Source organism: Rhizobium sp. TRM96647, assembly GCF_025780115.1.
Classification (GTDB): domain Bacteria; phylum Pseudomonadota; class Alphaproteobacteria; order Rhizobiales; family Rhizobiaceae; genus Mycoplana.
Genome location: NZ_JAOXHF010000004.1, coordinates 308,308 through 324,660 on the forward strand (window position 1 = coordinate 308,308; position 16,353 = coordinate 324,660).

Genomic DNA, 16,353 nt, shown 5'->3' on the forward strand with positions numbered 1-16,353 from the left:
CCCTGTGCGCAATTTAAGATCGTCCTTCGGGACGGTTCGGTAAGGATGCATCATGCGCACCATGTCTCGACCGCAGCCGAAAGACCTCGAAGCCATCGCCCGCAACGGGGGTCGCTTCAGCCGCATCGCGGCGCGCATCCCCACCTATCTGACCGACGTGCGGGAAAACCCCGCATGGCTGCCGATGTTCCTTCTGGCGCGGACGATGCCCTTCCGCCGGGCCCACTGGCTGACCGCCAGACCGGTGCCGGCAGCGGACAGGGGTGAGACGTCGATGTTCGGCGATATCCGCGCCGAGGACGTCGCCGCGGACCTGAAGAGATCGGGCATCTTCGACGGACTGGTCCTGCCGGTCGAGATCCAGCAGGAGATCGCCCGCTTCGGCCGGGAAACGCCCTGTTTCGGCAATTTCGAGCGCAGGCTCGAGTTTCTCGCCGACGACCACACGGAGGCCGAGCGCCGCTTCGGCCGCACGATCCTGAGCGGCCATCACTTCGAACGCGTCCTGCAGTGCGAGGCAGCGGTCGAAGTCCAGAAGGATCCGCTGCTGCTCAATATCGCGCGGCACTATCTCGGAGGCGAGGCGAGGCTGATCACCACGCGAACCTGGTGGAGTTTCCCCACGAAGACGGCCTCGGATGCCGACCTCAGTCGCGCCTCGTTCAAGTTCCATTTCGATCTCGACGACTGGCGGATGCTGAAGTTCTTCTTCTACCTCTCCGACGTAGACCAGGATGCCGGCCCGCACGTCTATATCCGCGGCAGCCACAACCGGAGGCACATCAAGCATCAGTTGACCCTGCTCGTGGGGCACCCGGCAGACGAGGTGCTGGACTTCTACGGGGCGGAGAATGCTGTCACCCTGACGGGCAAGGCGGGCTCCGGCTTCGTCGAGGACCCGTTCGGCTTCCACATGGGCACGCTGGCGAAGAGCAAGCCGCGCCTGATGATGGAAGTCGGCTTCGGCGTCTCGAAACCATCGAGGCGCCGCTATCACGGCGAGCCGGTGGTCCGATAGCCGGTCCTCCCCGCGACGATGCCGGCCGTCTGCCGCGCTGCTTGACCCGGGCAAGGCGCGACATACATTGGCGCCATGGCTGAGAGAGGGCATTCCAGGGAACAGGTATCGATGATCGAGGGGCTGCGCCGGCATCTGCGCGGCCTCTATTTCGGTGGCGACCCGCGTGCCATCGCGTTCCAGTTCGGCATGATGGTGATCGATCTCGCCATCATCGTCTTCTTCCTGACGGGGCCCTATCTGCGCGCCGGTCACGCCTATCTGCTGGTCGACTATGTCGTCGCCATCATCATCGCCTTCGAGATCGCCGCCCGCATGCTGGTGGCCCCGACCTTGCGCTACTGGCTGGCCCGGCCGATGACCTGGGTCGACCTCTTCATCCTCGCCACGCTGCTCTTTCCCAACCAGCTCGCCAACTTCGCCTTCCTGCGCGCGCTGCGCATCTGGTCGGTGAGCCAGAGCCGCCTGTTCTCGCTGATCCTGCGGCGTCAGGGCCTCTCCGACTACGAGGACACGATCCAGGCCTGCGTGAATTTTCTCGTGTTCCTCTTCGTCGTCACCGGCTTCGTCTATTCGACCTTCTTCTATGCCGACAACGTTGGCGGCTTCGTCGATGCGCTCTATTTCACCGTCGCGACCGTGACCACCACCGGCTTCGGCGACATCACGCTGCCGGGTACGCTCGGCAAGCTCACCTCCATCATCACCATGATCATCGGCATCTCGCTGTTCGTGCGGCTGGCGCAGACGATCGTGCGGCCGCACAAGGTCTCGTTCGCCTGCCCGCAATGCGGCCTCCAGCGCCACGACGCCGATGCTGTGCACTGCAAGGCCTGCGGGCATGTGCTGAACATCCCAGACGAGGGCTCGTGACGCCGGCTGTGCCGCACCGACGAGGGGCGCCGCTTGGAAACGGGCGGCGAAGGCGCTAGGTAGGTGCTACCCTTGGGAACGCATCAGACCTCGTATTGCCGGAGCGGCACATGACCCTGCCCATGACATTGAAGGACAAGCGCATTCTCCTGATCGTTTCGGGCGGGATCGCGGCCTACAAGAGCCTCGACCTGATCCGCCGCCTGCGCGAGCGCGGCGCCCGGGTGATCCCGCTCATGACCGCCGGGGCGCAGCAGTTCGTCACCCCGCTCGCGGTCGGCGCGCTCGCCGCCGGCCATGTCTATACCGATCTCTTTTCGCGGGAGGACGAGCAGGATGTCGGGCACATCCGGCTGGCGCGCGATTGCGATCTCGTGCTCGTCGCGCCTGCCACGGCCGACCTGATGGCCAAGATGGCGAACGGCCTGGCCGACGACCTCGCATCGACTGTGCTTCTCGCCACCGACCGTCCGGTGCTGATCGCGCCGGCGATGAACCCGAGGATGTGGGCGCATCCCGCGACGCTGCGCAATGCCGAGACGCTGGCCGGCGACGGTATCCGTTTCGTCGGGCCGAATGCGGGCGAGATGGCGGAGGGCGGCGAGGCCGGGCTCGGACGCATGGCCGAACCGATGGAGATCGTCGCAGCCGTAGAGGCCCGCATCGGTGGCGATGGCGGCAAGGCGCCCGGGCCGCTTGCCGGCAGGAAGGCGATCGTCACGTCCGGCCCGACGCACGAGCCGATCGATCCGGTGCGCTATATCGCCAACCGCTCGTCCGGCCGGCAGGGCCATGCGATCGCGGCAGCGCTGGCGAAGCTGGGCGCGGACGTCACGCTCGTCTCCGGCCCGGTGGAGATCGCCGATCCTCCCGGCATCCGTGTCGTGCATGTCGAGCGCGCCGAGGAAATGCTGGAGGCGGTCCTGTCCGGCCTTCCGGCCGACATCGCCGTCATGGTCGCAGCGGTTGCCGACTGGCGCGTCGCGACCGCTGCGGGCGAGAAGATCAAGAAGAAGCCCGGCGAGGCGCCGCCGCCGCTGCAGCTTGCGGAAAACCCCGACATCCTGAAGACGATCGGACATCATGAACAGCGGCCGAAGCTGGTCGTCGGCTTCGCGGCCGAGACGCAGGACCTCGAGACGAACGCGCGCGACAAGCTGAAGCGCAAGGGCGCCGACCTGATCGTCGCCAACGACGTCTCGCCCGGGACCGGCATCATGGGCGGCAGCCGCAACAGCGTGCGCGTCGTCTCCAAAAGCGGCATCGATGCCTGGCCGGATCTGTCGAAGGAGGAGGTGGCCGCGCGGCTTGCGGCCCTGATCGCCGAAAGGCTGGCGGCGGGGTCGTAAGGCCCGCCATCGGCAGGCTATCGAGAGATTTCGCTTAAGGACGGGTTCAGCCGACTACTGCGAGTTCCGGCCTGGCGGCGCGCGCCGGCAGTGGCGCCGGCCGGCCGGCGGGCGAAAAGAGGCGGACGTCGACGCCGTCCTCGCCGAGCACCACGGTGCTTCCGTCCGGGATCTCGACCCAGGCGTCGGTGTCGTCGTTCAGGGGCTCGGAGACGAGGCAGTAGCCGCCGGCTCCGCCCATCGGCGCCGCATAGAGCGTCGGCGCGCGCAGGTCGGTGGCGTAGCGGATCGCATAGAGGGTGCGGCCATCCGAGAGCGCGGCCGTGAAACGGACCAGCACCCGCCGCTCCAGATGCCGCGCCAGTCGCTCGACGAAGGCGATCGTCTCGGCGATCGCCGCCAGCGGATCCTCCGCCAGGCCGAACTGCAGGGCGAGCAGGAACAGGAGTTCCGAGTCCGTCGCCCCGGTGCGGGCGGCATAGAGGTCGTTGTCGAGCATCGTCTCCATCGGCCGGCGCAGATGCTCGAAATCGGCGATCTGGCCGTTGTGCATGAAGGACCAGACGCCGTGGACGAAGGGGTGGCAATTGTCCCGCCGCGTGCCGCCGCCGGTGGCCGCCCGGACATGGGCGAGAAACAGGGGCGAGCGGATCTGCCGGGCGATGCTCTTCAGGTTGCAGTCCGACCAGGCCGGCAGGATGTCGCGGTAGCGTCCGGGTTCTGGCCGCTCGCCGTACCAGGCGATGCCGAAGCCGTCGCCATTGGTCGCCGTCTTGGCGCGGGTGGCGCAATGAGACTGCTCGATCAGCGAATGCGCCGGCGAGGAGACGAGCTCTTCCAGAAACAGCGGTTCACCGCGATAGGCTGCCCAACGGCACATAGGTTCGACTCGCTTGGCTGCCGGCCGCAACGGCCGAAGGGGAGGACTGCATGTGCACCTGCGAGAATCATCGAAAAAGGGTAAAATTGCGTTAACGGAAGTAAATGGCGCGGAAACCATTTGTGCCATTGCGAGCCGCTCCGCGCAGCCGGTGGCGGATCGGCGTCCCATGAAACGATATGAGGAGGCGGACATGCGCATCGACGGACAATGCCATTGCGGGCACGTCACCTATGAGGCGGAGATCGATCCCGACATCGTCGCGATCTGCCATTGCAAGGACTGCCAGCGGATGACGGGGTCCGCCTACCGGGTTACCGCGCTGGCGCGGGCAGAGGATTTCCGCCTGACCGGCGGAACGCCCACGCTCTACGTGAAGACCGGCGACAGCGGCAACCGGAGCTTCCAGCATTTCTGCCCGAAATGCGGGTCGCCCTGCTATCGCACCGGCGAGGGCGAGGATGCGGACGAGGTCGGCATTCGCGTCGGCACGATCAACCAGCGCCGTGACCTTGCTCCGAAGCGGCAGATTTGGTGCCGCTCGGCCCTGCCGTGGGCCATGAACCTCGCCGGGCTGCCGTCCCGGGACGGCGAATAGCGCGCCGCCCTCCCGAGCGCACGGCCATTGCAAAGGCGGGCGCGCTGGACAAGGCGTCCGTGCGGGTATTAAATTACGATCCGATAATATATCGAAGCGCGCAGCGGAGGACGTCATGACGAACGTCAGCTGGAAGCTCCAGGGTCGCGAATTCATCCATTGCAACTGTGCCTATGGCTGCCCCTGCCAGTTCAACGCGCTGCCCACGCACGGACAGTGCCATGCGATCGGCGCGATCGACATTGAGGACGGGTTTCACGGCGAGACCCGCCTCGACGGGTTAAGGATCGGGTTGATCGCCGCCTGGCCCGGCGCGATCCACGAAGGCGGCGGCCAGTGCGTGCCGATCGTCGACGAACGGGCGAGCCCCCAACAGCGCGAGGCCTTGCTACGCATCATGAGCGGTGAGGACACGGAACCCGGCGCCACCTTCTTCGCCGTGTTCGCCACCACCTTCGACACCGTGCACGAACCGGTCTTCACCCGGATCGATTTTGATGTCGACATCGACGGTCGCACGGCGCGCGTCGAAATCCCCGGCTGGATCGATGCCCGGGCCGAGCCGATCCGCAATCCGGTGACCGGCCAGGAGCACCGCGCCCGGATCAACCTGCCGCACGGCTTCGAATACGACGTCTGCGAGGTCGGGCGCGGCTGGGCGGAGACGAAGGGGTCGATCGCGCTGTCGCTCGCCGATAGCCACGCCCATTTCAGCAAGCTGCACATGACCGGCGCTGGCGTCGTCCACTAGGCCGAGGCCATGGGGGACCCGGCACTCGAAAGGCTGCTCAGGCGTGACCGCGCGATCGTCGCCGCGTGCCTCGCGGCAATGACGGCACTCGCCTGGCTGTACCTGCTCTCGCTCGCCCGTTCGATGGGTGCAGCGCCTATGCCGGCAGACGGCCCCATGGACGGCATGCCGGGCATGGAGACAATGTCGGGCATGATGGATATGACCGGCATGGCGATGACGCCTGTGGTCGCTGCCGGATGGACCATGAACGACACGGCGCTGGTGATCGCCATGTGGTTCGTGATGATGGTGGGGATGATGCTGCCGTCGGCCTCGCCGATGATCCTGCTCTATGCCCGGGTCGGGCGGCACGCGGCGGCAAAGGGAACGCCGATTGCCGCCACCGGCCTTTTCTGTGCAGGCTATCTCGCGGTCTGGTTCCTGTTCTCGCTCTTGGTCACCCTCGGCCAGTGGCTGCTGGAGCGGGCGCTGTTGCTCACGCCGATGATGGAGAGCGCGAGCCTCGTTCTCAGCGGCGTGCTTCTGGTCACAGCCGGGCTCTACCAGTGGACGCCGCTGAAAGGCGCCTGCCTCGGCAAGTGCCGCGCACCGGCCGCCTTCCTGCAGGCCGCAGGCGGATTCCGCCGCGACGTTGCCGGCGCCTTCCTCATGGGCATACGCCACGGTGCCTATTGCGTCGGCTGCTGCTGGCCCCTGATGCTGCTGCTGTTCGTCGGCGGGGTGATGAACGTCCTCTGGATCGCCGCGATCGCGATCTTCGTGCTGGCGGAAAAGCTTCTGCCCGGCGGCGACCGGATGGGTCGCGCCGCCGGCGTGCTTCTGGTCGCCGCCGGCCTCTGGCTCGTGGGACGCGCGCTATGGCAAGCCTGACGCGCGCCCGGATCGGGCGGCCTCACGCCGCTTTGGCGACGTGATATTCCTTGACCGCGGCCATCTTGATCGCCGGATAGCGCTCCGCCTCGTAGCGCAGCGAAAACGCGTCCTGCGCCAGAAACACCGGGTCGCCGTCGAGGTCGCGGGCGATATCGCCGCGCCGGGCGGTGACGAACTTGTCGAGATCGGCGGCATTGTCCGCCGAGATCCAGCGGCAGACGGAGAAACGCGACATTTCGAAGGACACCGGCAGGCCATACTCCACCTGCAGCCGCTCCTTCAGCACGTCGAGCTGCAGTGCGCCGACCACACCGACGATCGCGGGCGAGCCGTCCTCCGGCGAGAAGAGCTGCACGACGCCTTCCTCGGCCATCTGGTGCAGCGCTTCCTTCAGCTTCTTCGCCTTCATCGCATCCTCGAGACGGACGCGGCGGAGAATTTCCGGGGAGAAGTTCGGAACGCCTTCGAACACCAGCGCCTCGCCTTCCGTCAGCGTATCGCCGATGCGCAAGGTTCCATGGTTGGGAATGCCGACCACGTCGCCGGCATAGGCGGTATCGGCGAGCTGGCGCTGCGAGGCGAAGAAGAACTGCGGGGCCGTCAGCCCGAGCTGCTTGCCGGTGCGCGACAGCCGCGCCTTCATGCCGCGCTCCAGCTTGCCCGAGCAGACCCGGGCAAAGGCGATACGGTCGCGGTGGTTCGGGTCCATGTTCGCCTGGATCTTGAAGACGAAGGCGGTCATCCGGTCTTCCGCCGCATGCACCGTGCGGATGTCGGCCACCTGGTCGCGCGGCGGCGGCGCGAAGCTGCCCAGCGCGTTGATCAGGTCGCGCACGCCGAAATTCCGGAGCGCCGAGCCGAAGAAGACAGGCGTCAGGTGTCCCTCGAGAAAGGCTTTCCTGTCGAAAGGCTTGCAGGCCTCGATCGCCAGCGTCAGCTCGTCAATGAAGGCCTCGCGCTCGTTTTCCGGCAACCGATGCGAAGCCATCTCCGGATCGTTGACCTTGGTCAGTCGTTCCTGGGTGTCGGAACCGCGCACCTCGTTGGTGGAAAGATGGTAGGAGCCGCAGAAGGTCTTCGACCGGCCGATCGGCCAGGTCACCGGTGCGCAGTCGAGTGCCAGCTTCTCTTCCACCTCGTCGAGGATCTCGAAGGGGTCACGGCTTTCGCGGTCCATCTTGTTGATGAAGGTGATGATCGGGATGTCGCGCATGCGGCACACTTCGAACAGCTTCAAGGTCCGCGGCTCGATACCCTTGGCGGCGTCGATCACCATCACCGCTGCATCCACCGCCGTCAGCGTGCGGTAGGTGTCGTCGGCGAAGTCCTCGTGGCCGGGCGTATCGAGGATGTTGAAGACGTTGCCTTCATATTCGAAGGTCATCACCGAAGTGACGACCGAGATGCCGCGCTCGCGCTCGATCTTCATCCAGTCCGAACGGGTCTGGATGCGATCCTTCTTCGCCTTGACCTCGCCGGCAAGCTGGATCGCGCCGCCGAACAGCAGCAGCTTTTCGGTCAGCGTCGTCTTGCCCGCATCCGGGTGGGCGATAATAGCGAATGTGCGGCGGCGGGAGACCGCCTCGGCGAGACTTTCGGCCATGTCGTGAAAATCCTCTTGGTCGCGCGCTATGTAGCGGTTCCGTGGAAAACTTTCAATTCGCGTTTGACCCGGCCCGCCGCCGGTCGGCTAATAGGGGATGAACATCCGTCACGATCCCCATCCGACCCTGAACCTGGTCCGCCTGCCGCATGGCGCGGGCCTCGATCTGCCCGCCTACGAGACGGCGGGCGCCGCCGGCATGGACCTGCGTGCCGCAGTGGCGGATGGCGAGCCGATGGTGCTTTCGCCGGGCCGGCGTGCGCTGGTGCCGACCGGCTTCGTCTTCGAGATCCCGGCCGGGTTCGAGGCGCAGGTGCGCCCGCGCTCCGGCCTCGCCTTCAAGCACGGAATCACCTGCCTCAACACGCCCGGCACGATCGACAGCGACTATCGCGGCGAGGTGAAGGTGTTGCTGGTCAATCTCGGTGACGCCGACTTTTCGATCGAGCGCGGAATGCGCATCGCCCAGATGGTGATCGCGCCCGTGGTACAGGCAAGGGTCTGCGAGGTGTCGCAGGCAGGTGCGACCGAGCGCGGTGCCGGCGGCTTCGGCTCGACCGGAGTATAGGGCCGACGCATGACCGGGGACCGCGCCGGGCTGAGTTTCCGCGAGGACTATTTCGACGATCCGGGCGGCTGGGCGGCGGTGAAGGCGCTGCTTCTGACCGTGTTCGACGTCGATGTCAGCCCGCTGGACCGGATGGGCGGGCACGACCGGACCCTGATGTCCTCGGCCTGGTTCGACGGCGGCGGCCGGTGCGTGGCGAACCTGTCGGCCTTTGCGATGCCGCTCGTGATCGACGGGCGGCCCGTCCATGCCGCCGGCCTCCAGTCCGGAGCGGTCCTGCCGGAATACCGTGGCCGGGGCCTGTTTCGCGACCTCGTCCGGCGCCTGCTGCAGAGATGCGAGGAGCGCGGCTTCGAGGCGATCGTGCTCTATACCGACAAGCCGGGCCTCTACGAGCCCCACGGCTTCGTGACCGTGCCCGAACATCGCTTCGTCGGTCCCGCGCCCGCTCCGGTGGATGCGACCCCGACCTGCCGGACGCTCGACATGGCCGATGAGCGCGACCTGTCCCTTCTTCGCGGCCTGCTGGAGGAGCGTGCGCCGGTTTCGCAGCGGTTTTCCGTCAGTCGGAACACGCAGACGTTCCTGCTCAACACCGCGCTGGTCGAAGATGTGACGCTGAGCCTCCTGCCGGCGGTTCCGGCCGTCATCGCCTGGCGGCACGAGCGTGAGAGCGGCCTGTTCACGCTGCTCGACGTGGTCGGCACGCGCATTCCCACGCTCGTCGCGATCCTGCAGGCACTCGGACTGCAGCCGCGCAGCGTCGAGATCATGTTTCCGCCGGACCTGATGGAATGGGAGGGCGAGGGCATCGCCGAAGACCAGGATCTCCGCTTCATGCTGCGCAGCCGGCCGGGTCTCGCGCCGGTCGGCCCCGTGCGGCTTTCGCCGATGGCGGAGTTCTGAGCAGGCACCGGATCCTGCCCGGGGTCACGGCAGAAGGCGGACAGCCGGGACGGCCGCCCTGCGGCGGCCGTAACGCTGGCGAAAACCGCGAGCTTATTTCGCCTGCCGCGTCGTCTCGAACAGGAACCAGGTGCGGCGCTCGGCCTCGTCGATCCAGTTCTCCAGCAGGCTCGCGGTGGCGACGTCGTTGTGCTCGTCGCAGAGGTCGTGCGTCTCGCGCAGGAGCGAGACGAGGTGCTTGTTGTCCTCCAGGAGTTCGGCCAGCATGTCGCCCGGCGTGACGTAGTCGGCATCATTGTCGGGGATGCGCTGCAGGCGCGCCGCATGGCCGATGGAGCGCAGCGTGGTGCCGCCGATCTTGCGGGCGCGCTCGGCAATGTCGTCGGTCGTGGCGAAGATCTGCTCGGCCTGCTCGTCGAGCAGCAGGTGGTAGTCGCGGAAGTGCGGGCCCGAGACGTGCCAGTGGAAGTTCTTGGTCTTCAGGTAGAGCGCGAACATGTCGGCAAGCAGCGTCGTCAGCGCGGCGGAAATGTCGGTGATCGCGTTCGAGGCGAGGCCCGACGGCGTCTTGAGCGGTGCAGTCCTGCGCTTTTCGGCGGAACCGGTGGACATGGAGACACTCCTTCTGTTTTGACGCGGGAAATGACGTGGATGCCGGGCCCGCACCGTGCCGGCGGCATCGCCGGCTTCCGGCGGCGGCCGGCCACAACAAGCTAGGGCGCAGCGCCTGTTCTTCAACGGCTGCGCGTCCTCTATCAGCGCCTCTTCACCACCGTGTGACATCAGGTCACGGCCGGCGCGATCCTGCGCCCGCCCCGGGGGAGGCAGACCGCGCGCGGCGCCTGCTTGAAACGGAAGCGGCGCGGGCGTAGAGAGGGCGGAGAGAGATTTCCAGGATGTGTGTTCAAGAGCGGTTGCCATGACACTTGCAGCATTGCTTGCCTATAGCGGAGCGCTCTTCATCGCAGCGGCGATCCCGGGGCCCGGCATCACCGCGATCGTGGCCCGCGCGCTCGGCTCCGGCTTCAGGGAGACCTTCTTCATGGGGCTCGGGCTGATCCTGGGCGACATGATCTACCTGACGGCGGTGATCCTGGGGCTTGCCTTCATCGCGCAGACCTTCACCACCGCCTTCATGGTGATCAAGATCGCCGGCGCGCTCTATCTCGGCTACATCGCCTGGAAGCTCTGGAAGACCGGGCTCGTGCCGCAGGAAATCCAGGCACGGGGCTCGTCGAGCATGGCGATGTCGTTCCTCTCCGGCCTGCTGGTGACGCTCGGAAACCCCAAGACGATGCTCTTCTATGTCGCGCTGGTGCCGACGCTGATCGATCTCGCAGCGATCGGTCTCGACGAGTACGGACTGCTGCTGACGGCGACCTTCATCGTCCTGTTGGTCGTGCTGATCCCCTACATGGCGCTCGCGTCCCGCGCCCGGCTGCTCTTGAAAAAGCCGACCGCCCTGCGGACGCTGAACCGCATCGCAGCCGGCGTCCTCGCCAGCACGGCCGCCTATATCGCGACGCGCGCTGCGTAACGCGCGCACCGCAGCCCGCCTTGCGTGAAATAAAGATCCGTTCTCAACCCGGATGGGAAGCGCTTTTTTCCAGTCCGGCGGCAAGGCGTGGACGATCTGCCACTGGCCTGCGCTCGCCTTAGAACCTATTCTCCCTGCAACAGCAGAATGAAAGGGAGACCGAAATGCCTGAGATCCGCAAGCCCGGCCGCGGCCGCGTCTATGCCTCCATCACCGAGACGATCGGCGATACCCCGATCGTCCGCCTCGACAAGCTGGCGAAGGAGAAGGGCGTCAAGGCCAACCTTCTGGCCAAGCTGGAGTTCTTCAACCCGATCGCATCGGTGAAGGACCGCATCGGGGTCGCCATGATCGAGGCGCTGGAAGCGCAGGGCAAGATCACGCCCGGCAAGACGACGCTGGTGGAGCCGACCTCCGGAAACACCGGCATCGCGCTCGCTTTCGCCGCTGCCGCCAAGGGCTACAAGCTGATCCTGACCATGCCGGAAACCATGTCGATCGAGCGTCGCAAGATGCTGGCGCTGCTCGGTGCCGAACTCGTTCTGACCGAGGGTGCGAAGGGCATGAAGGGGGCGATCGCCAAGGCCGAGGAACTGGTCGCGACGCTGCCCGACGCTGTCATCCCGCAGCAGTTCGAAAATCCGGCCAACCCCGAGATCCACCGCAAGACGACGGCGGAAGAGATCTGGAACGACACCGACGGCCAGGTCGACATCCTCGTCTCCGGCATCGGCACGGGCGGCACGATCACCGGCGCCGGCCAGGTGCTGAAGGCGAAAAAGCCGGGCTTCAGGGTCGTCGCCGTCGAGCCGGCCGACAGCCCGGTGCTTTCTGGCGGCAATCCCGGGCCGCACAAGATCCAGGGGATCGGCGCCGGCTTCGCGCCCGCCGTCCTCGACACGAAGGTCTATGACGAAGTCGTCACCGTCAGCAACGACGAGGCCTTCGAGAACGCCCGGCTCGTGGCCCGGCTGGAAGGCGTGCCGGTCGGCATTTCCTCTGGTGCGGCCCTCGCCGCGGCGATCAAGGTGGGCAGCCGTCCGGAAAACGAAGGCAAGACCATCGTCGTCATCATTCCCTCCTTCGCCGAGCGCTATCTTTCCACGGCGCTGTTCGAAGGCCTGGGCGGCTGATCGTTCCGGCCCGACGGAGAAGGATGGGTGCCACGCCGGGCGGAGCTCCTGCCCCGGCGTAGCGCACAGGTCTGCGCGGATCACTCCGTGAAGCTTGCAAGGTTGTCGAGCGTCGATCGCAACCCGGTCTCGTGGTCGGCCTTGGAGATGCCGGCCGGGACGTTCGCGCAGGTGGCCGTCACTTTCGTCCCGGCTTGCACCGTTTCCAGTGCCTCCAGTGCCCCCAGTGCCTCCAGTGCCCAGGTGATGGTCATCTCGCCCGCGAAGGCGGGATCGTCGCTTTCGAAGCGCATCACTTGTACGACTTCCTCATCGGCGACAAGCCGCACGAAGCGGCCGCGGACGACGTCCTCATCGGCGGACGTCTTGCCGCTGCCACGGGCATCCCGATAGCTCAGGGTCACCGCATAGGCGCCGCCTTCCCAGGGCTCGAACGCAACGATGCGGGCATCCATGCCCTTCGGCGGGAGCCAGGACGCGACGGCGACCGGATCGAGCAGGGCGCGGTAGATCCGCTCCGGCGGTGCCAGGATCACCCTGGAAACGCTGTCGGTGCGGTACGGATGGGCTTTGCGGGGCATGGCGACCTTCCTGTGCAATGACATGAGCGCTCTTTTGTATAGGTTCGCTGCCATGATCGCACGGGGGCCACGCGAGGCCGGAGCGCCGGCGGACGCCTTCTGCAGCAGAGAGCAATATGGCCCCGCCATCCGATGTATCCGCCCCCTGCGGACTTGCCGGCGTATTCGATAGTGCGGCGGGCGACGAGGCCGGACCCTGGCAGCCTCCGGGCTATACGGCACATGGAAGCTCATTCATGGCTCTCCAGAGCAAGTCGATAGGCGTACGACCGATCGATCCGTGCGCCCGGCCGCCCGCATGACCGCGATTGTGGTGGATCAACCCCGCCGCCGGGCGGCGACTGCTGCGGGTGCGGCGGTCGATACGCCGACGTCAGGCCGCGGCAGCCAGCCGCTCGCCGGCGATGCGATAGGAGATCGCCTCGGCGAGATGGATGCGGCCGACGATGTCCTTCCCGTCCAGGTCGGCGAGCGTCCTTGCGACCTTGAGAACGCGGTGATAGCCGCGGGCGGAGAAGCGCATCTTCTCCGCCGCATCCCGAAGAAGCTGCAGGCCGCCCGGGTCCGGCTCGACGATGCGTTCGATCAGCGCCGTCGAGGCCCGGGCATTGGTGGCGATCTGCGGATGGCCGAGGGTTGCGAAGCGGTCGCGCTGGGCCGCGCGCGCCCGGGCAACCCGGCGGGCGATGACCGCGCTCGGCTCGGCCGGCATCGGCCGGATCAGGTCGGCCGCAGATACCGCCGGAACGTCGATGCGGATGTCGATGCGGTCCATCAGCGGGCCGGAGATGCGCGCCTGGTAGTCGGCCATGCAGCGGGGGCCGCGGGCGCAGGATTGCCCCGGCTCGCCCGCCATGCCGCAACGGCAGGGGTTCATGGCCGCGACCAGCTGGATCGCCGCCGGATAGCTGACCCGGTGGTTTGCACGCGCGATCACGCATTCGGCGGTTTCCAGCGGCTGGCGCAGCGCGTCCAGCACCTGCGGCGTGAATTCGGGAAACTCGTCCAGGAACAGCACGCCGTGATGGGCCAGCGACGCCTCGCCCGGCCGGGCGCGCAGGCCGCCGCCGATCAGCGCGGCCATGGTCGCCGAATGATGCGGGGCACGAAAGGGCCGGCGATCGGACAGGCGGCCGCCGGCAAGCTGGCCGGCGATCGAATGGATCATCGACACTTCCAGCAGTTCTGCGGGCGCCAGCGGCGGCAGGATGGAGGGAAGGCGCGCGGCCAGCATCGACTTGCCGGAACCCGGCGGCCCGACCATCAGGAGATTGTGGCCGCCGGCGGCTGCGACCTCCAGCGCCCGCTTGGCGCTTTCCTGCCCCTTGATGTCGGCGAGATCCGGCATGTCGGCCGGCGCCGTTCGGATCGCCGGCTCGGGCCGCGACAGCACCTGCGTGCCGCGAAAGTGGTTGGCGAGCGCGATCAGGCTGCGGGGCGCGACGATATCGAGTTCCGCCCCCGCCCAGGCGGCCTCCGCGCCGCTGTCGGCCGGGCAGATCAGGCCCTTGCCCAGCGCGTTGGCGCCGATCGCGGCCGGTAGCGCGCCGGCGATCGCGGCGATCGTGCCGTCGAGGTTGAGTTCGCCGATGACGACGTAGCCCTCCAGCGCATCGGCGGGAATGGCGCCGAGTGCCGCCATCAGGCCGAGCGCGATCGGCAGGTCGAAGTGGCTGCCCTCCTTGGGCAGGTCCGCCGGCGCGAGATTGACCGTCACCCGCTTGGCCGGCAGCGAAAGCCCGGACGCATGCAGGGCCGCCTGCACCCGTTCCCGGCTTTCGGCGACCGCCTTGTCCGGCAGGCCGACGATCTGCATGCCGATCTTCCCCGGCGCCACCATCACCTGGACGTCGACGGGAACGCCGTCGATGCCCTGAAACGCCACCGTGCTCACCCGTGCCACCATGACAAACCTCAAGATAGGCCGGCATCATGCCGATCGAAAACGGAAGGTAGGAGAAGTCCGCACCTTGCGGCCGCTGCGGCACGCGGGCCGGAATCTGTTGCGCCGCAAAGGTTGTTTTCAACTCCCCCTCAAGCCATGGTTGATATCCTTGCACGAGAAATGGAATATAACAAGAACAATTATCGAACAAAGACGCGGATTGTTCCCGCATGAGATGTGGTCGGTTGTAGAGGCGGAACAAACGCGGGCGGCGTGTTCGCCGCGGCCTGTGACTTTGGGCTTCCTGGCTGCGTGTGGGAGAGCCATCATCGGACCGTGTCTTGAAGGCAGTGGGAATGAACGGCGTTAGCGCGGGATGCGTGGACGGATGTGGCGGCAAGGCCTACCGGGCGTGTTCTCCCATGGCCGGGCGGCGCAAAAGCCCGTATTCTGAATCGGTCGGGCTGGAATTCCCTGCGGTATTTCTTCAATTTGCTCGTTGACGGGCCTGCCAATTCCCGCTATACGCCGGCCCACAGTTTGGAAAGCCAGTTCCAAGGTTTTCCGATAGTACTCCCGAATTGCTTGGATGACAGGTCGCAGTGACCCGGCACGGCGAAGGTGGAGTTCGCGTCCGGTTTCTGAAGAGAGGCATCCATGGCCAATACGACTTCGGCGAAAAAGGCGACCCGCAAGATCGCTCGCCGCACTGAGATCAACAAGGCTCGCCGTTCGCGCGTCCGCACCTTCGTCCGCAAGGTCGAGGAGGCGCTGGCCGCCGGTGACGCCGCTGCAGCAGCGGCTGCGCTGAAGGCCGCACAGCCGGAACTGATGCGCGCCGCGACAAAGGGCGTCGTCCACGCCAATACTGCGTCCCGCAAGGTTTCGCGACTCGCACATCGTGTAAAGGCGCTTTCTGCCTGATTTGCATCCGCAGCTATGCAATTTTGATGGAGCCCGGCGTTTTCGCCGGGCTTTTTCTTTGCCTTTTTGTCGCCGCTATGGTTAATGCGCAAGGCTGTCTCATGTCAGAGGCATGACAGAAAAAAGCAAGAAAATTCAGTCATTTATAAGAGGATGACCGCGAGGGGACTACCTGAGGTGGGGGCAATTGCGGCGGACTGAGAGTCAAGAGAATTATTATTTTTTTCGTTTCGCGCTCTCGTTGAGCAGGTCGGTGAAACAAAGCCATTGATTCATAATGGATTCTTCTGAAGGACCCGGTTTCCGAGACAAATTGCGTCAAAGGAGTCAACGGCTGCCCGTTAATTTTGCGGAAAATTCGGCATTGATCTTGCCGTTTGATCCTGCCTAAATGCCTTCCACAGGGGGCGCACACACAAGCGTATAGGAAACGCCAAACACCGCCGTGAATGGCTGGTGCCCGGATGTTTCAACCCTGTGCGGAGTGCATAGCTCCGGTTCATCGGACACCAGAAGCAGGAGACCGGCTGCCCGTTTAGGGTTTCGCCGGAGCGGTCGGGATTTGCCGTTGGTCTGCTTCGTCCCCGTGCTGCTGCGAGGACAGTGGCGGCGGGGTCGGTGGACGGGAGAAGTGAGAGAGTGACGGTCGCGCGATCTGTACGAGGATTTCGCGCTGCCGGATGGGCGGAAGACGGGTGGCTATTGGCCGGCCCGTTCAGGCCCGAGTTTGCTGGTCGCGTTCAGGAGTGGGGCGACGTGACCGGCGAAACCGAGTCCGCGCTGCCGATTGGCTCCGGTAGAGGCGGCTGAGGATGGACCACGCGGCGCCGGCATGACATGCCGGTGCGTCGACTGAACTTGAAAGGCGGCA

16 protein-coding genes are annotated in these 16,353 nt (G+C 66.1%); 11 read left to right on the top strand and 5 right to left on the bottom strand.

Translation table 11 applies throughout. The features are described 5' to 3' along the window. The first annotated feature begins 52 nt into the window (after positions 1 to 52). The 3 genes from OCK02_RS10055 to coaBC all read left to right on the top strand — a co-directional run bounded on the left by OCK02_RS10055 (position 53) and on the right by coaBC (position 3,240). Positions 53 to 1,018 carry a phytanoyl-CoA dioxygenase family protein gene (locus tag OCK02_RS10055; protein WP_263812934.1) on the top strand — a complete coding sequence of 322 codons (966 nt, stop codon included), beginning with the start codon at positions 53 to 55 and terminating at the stop codon, positions 1,016 to 1,018. A gap of 75 nt (positions 1,019 to 1,093) precedes the next feature. Continuing rightward, the gene (locus tag OCK02_RS10060) at positions 1,094 to 1,891 is read left to right on the top strand and encodes a potassium channel family protein (protein ID WP_263812935.1); all 798 of its coding nucleotides are present in this window, start codon (positions 1,094 to 1,096) and stop codon (positions 1,889 to 1,891) included. A 122-nt stretch (positions 1,892 to 2,013) separates the two neighbouring features. Continuing rightward, positions 2,014 to 3,240, top strand: coding sequence for a bifunctional phosphopantothenoylcysteine decarboxylase/phosphopantothenate--cysteine ligase CoaBC (gene coaBC / locus OCK02_RS10065; protein ID WP_263813036.1), 1,227 nt, complete (start codon positions 2,014 to 2,016; stop codon positions 3,238 to 3,240). A 46-nt stretch (positions 3,241 to 3,286) separates the two neighbouring features. Here coaBC and OCK02_RS10070 read toward each other — a convergent pair whose 3' ends face one another. Next, positions 3,287 to 4,120: a class II glutamine amidotransferase gene (locus OCK02_RS10070; RefSeq protein ID WP_263812936.1), complete on the bottom strand. Its 834-nt coding sequence runs from the start codon at positions 4,118 to 4,120 to the stop codon at positions 3,287 to 3,289. 193 nt (positions 4,121 to 4,313) lie between these two features. Between OCK02_RS10070 and OCK02_RS10075 the strand changes: the two genes are divergently transcribed. The 3 genes from OCK02_RS10075 to OCK02_RS10085 all read left to right on the top strand — a co-directional run bounded on the left by OCK02_RS10075 (position 4,314) and on the right by OCK02_RS10085 (position 6,342). Continuing rightward, a complete protein-coding gene (locus OCK02_RS10075; RefSeq protein WP_263812937.1) occupies positions 4,314 to 4,718 on the top strand; it encodes a GFA family protein in 405 nt (134 codons plus the stop codon). A 115-nt stretch (positions 4,719 to 4,833) separates the two neighbouring features. Continuing rightward, positions 4,834 to 5,469: a DUF1326 domain-containing protein gene (locus OCK02_RS10080; protein WP_263812938.1), complete on the top strand. Its 636-nt coding sequence runs from the start codon at positions 4,834 to 4,836 to the stop codon at positions 5,467 to 5,469. Between the two features lie 9 nt (positions 5,470 to 5,478). After that, positions 5,479 to 6,342 carry a DUF2182 domain-containing protein gene (locus OCK02_RS10085; RefSeq protein ID WP_263812939.1) on the top strand — a complete coding sequence of 288 codons (864 nt, stop codon included), beginning with the start codon at positions 5,479 to 5,481 and terminating at the stop codon, positions 6,340 to 6,342. A 22-nt stretch (positions 6,343 to 6,364) separates the two neighbouring features. Here OCK02_RS10085 and OCK02_RS10090 read toward each other — a convergent pair whose 3' ends face one another. Continuing rightward, positions 6,365 to 7,948, bottom strand: coding sequence for a peptide chain release factor 3 (locus tag OCK02_RS10090; protein WP_263812940.1), 1,584 nt, complete (start codon positions 7,946 to 7,948; stop codon positions 6,365 to 6,367). A 97-nt stretch (positions 7,949 to 8,045) separates the two neighbouring features. On the opposite strand from OCK02_RS10090, the gene dut reads away from it, so the two are divergent. Then, positions 8,046 to 8,516, top strand: coding sequence for a dUTP diphosphatase (dut, locus tag OCK02_RS10095; RefSeq protein WP_263812941.1), 471 nt, complete (start codon positions 8,046 to 8,048; stop codon positions 8,514 to 8,516). Positions 8,517 to 8,525: 9 nt separating this feature from the next. After that, a complete protein-coding gene (locus OCK02_RS10100; protein WP_263812942.1) occupies positions 8,526 to 9,422 on the top strand; it encodes a GNAT family N-acetyltransferase in 897 nt (298 codons plus the stop codon). A gap of 93 nt (positions 9,423 to 9,515) precedes the next feature. Here the strand turns inward: OCK02_RS10100 and OCK02_RS10105 are convergent, their stop codons facing one another. Next, the gene (locus tag OCK02_RS10105) at positions 9,516 to 10,034 is read right to left on the bottom strand and encodes a Dps family protein (protein WP_230809016.1); all 519 of its coding nucleotides are present in this window, start codon (positions 10,032 to 10,034) and stop codon (positions 9,516 to 9,518) included. Positions 10,035 to 10,341: 307 nt separating this feature from the next. On the opposite strand from OCK02_RS10105, the gene OCK02_RS10110 reads away from it, so the two are divergent. Together OCK02_RS10110 and cysK are read left to right on the top strand one after the other, a co-directional pair. Next, entirely contained in the window at positions 10,342 to 10,959 is a 618-nt protein-coding gene (locus OCK02_RS10110; RefSeq protein WP_263812943.1) for a LysE family translocator, read from the top strand. A 164-nt stretch (positions 10,960 to 11,123) separates the two neighbouring features. Continuing rightward, on the top strand, positions 11,124 to 12,092 hold the full coding sequence (cysK, locus tag OCK02_RS10115; RefSeq protein ID WP_263812944.1) for a cysteine synthase A: 969 nt from the start codon (positions 11,124 to 11,126) through the stop codon (positions 12,090 to 12,092). Positions 12,093 to 12,172: 80 nt separating this feature from the next. Here the strand turns inward: cysK and OCK02_RS10120 are convergent, their stop codons facing one another. Together OCK02_RS10120 and OCK02_RS10125 are read right to left on the bottom strand one after the other, a co-directional pair. After that, complete coding sequence (locus OCK02_RS10120; protein WP_263812945.1) at positions 12,173 to 12,673, bottom strand: SRPBCC domain-containing protein; 501 nt, start codon at positions 12,671 to 12,673, stop codon at positions 12,173 to 12,175. Between the two features lie 373 nt (positions 12,674 to 13,046). After that, a complete protein-coding gene (locus tag OCK02_RS10125; protein WP_263812946.1) occupies positions 13,047 to 14,579 on the bottom strand; it encodes a YifB family Mg chelatase-like AAA ATPase in 1,533 nt (510 codons plus the stop codon). Positions 14,580 to 15,215: 636 nt separating this feature from the next. On the opposite strand from OCK02_RS10125, the gene rpsT reads away from it, so the two are divergent. Continuing rightward, positions 15,216 to 15,482 carry a 30S ribosomal protein S20 gene (gene rpsT, locus OCK02_RS10130; RefSeq protein ID WP_230807448.1) on the top strand — a complete coding sequence of 89 codons (267 nt, stop codon included), beginning with the start codon at positions 15,216 to 15,218 and terminating at the stop codon, positions 15,480 to 15,482. Positions 15,483 to 16,353: the final 871 nt, after the last annotated feature.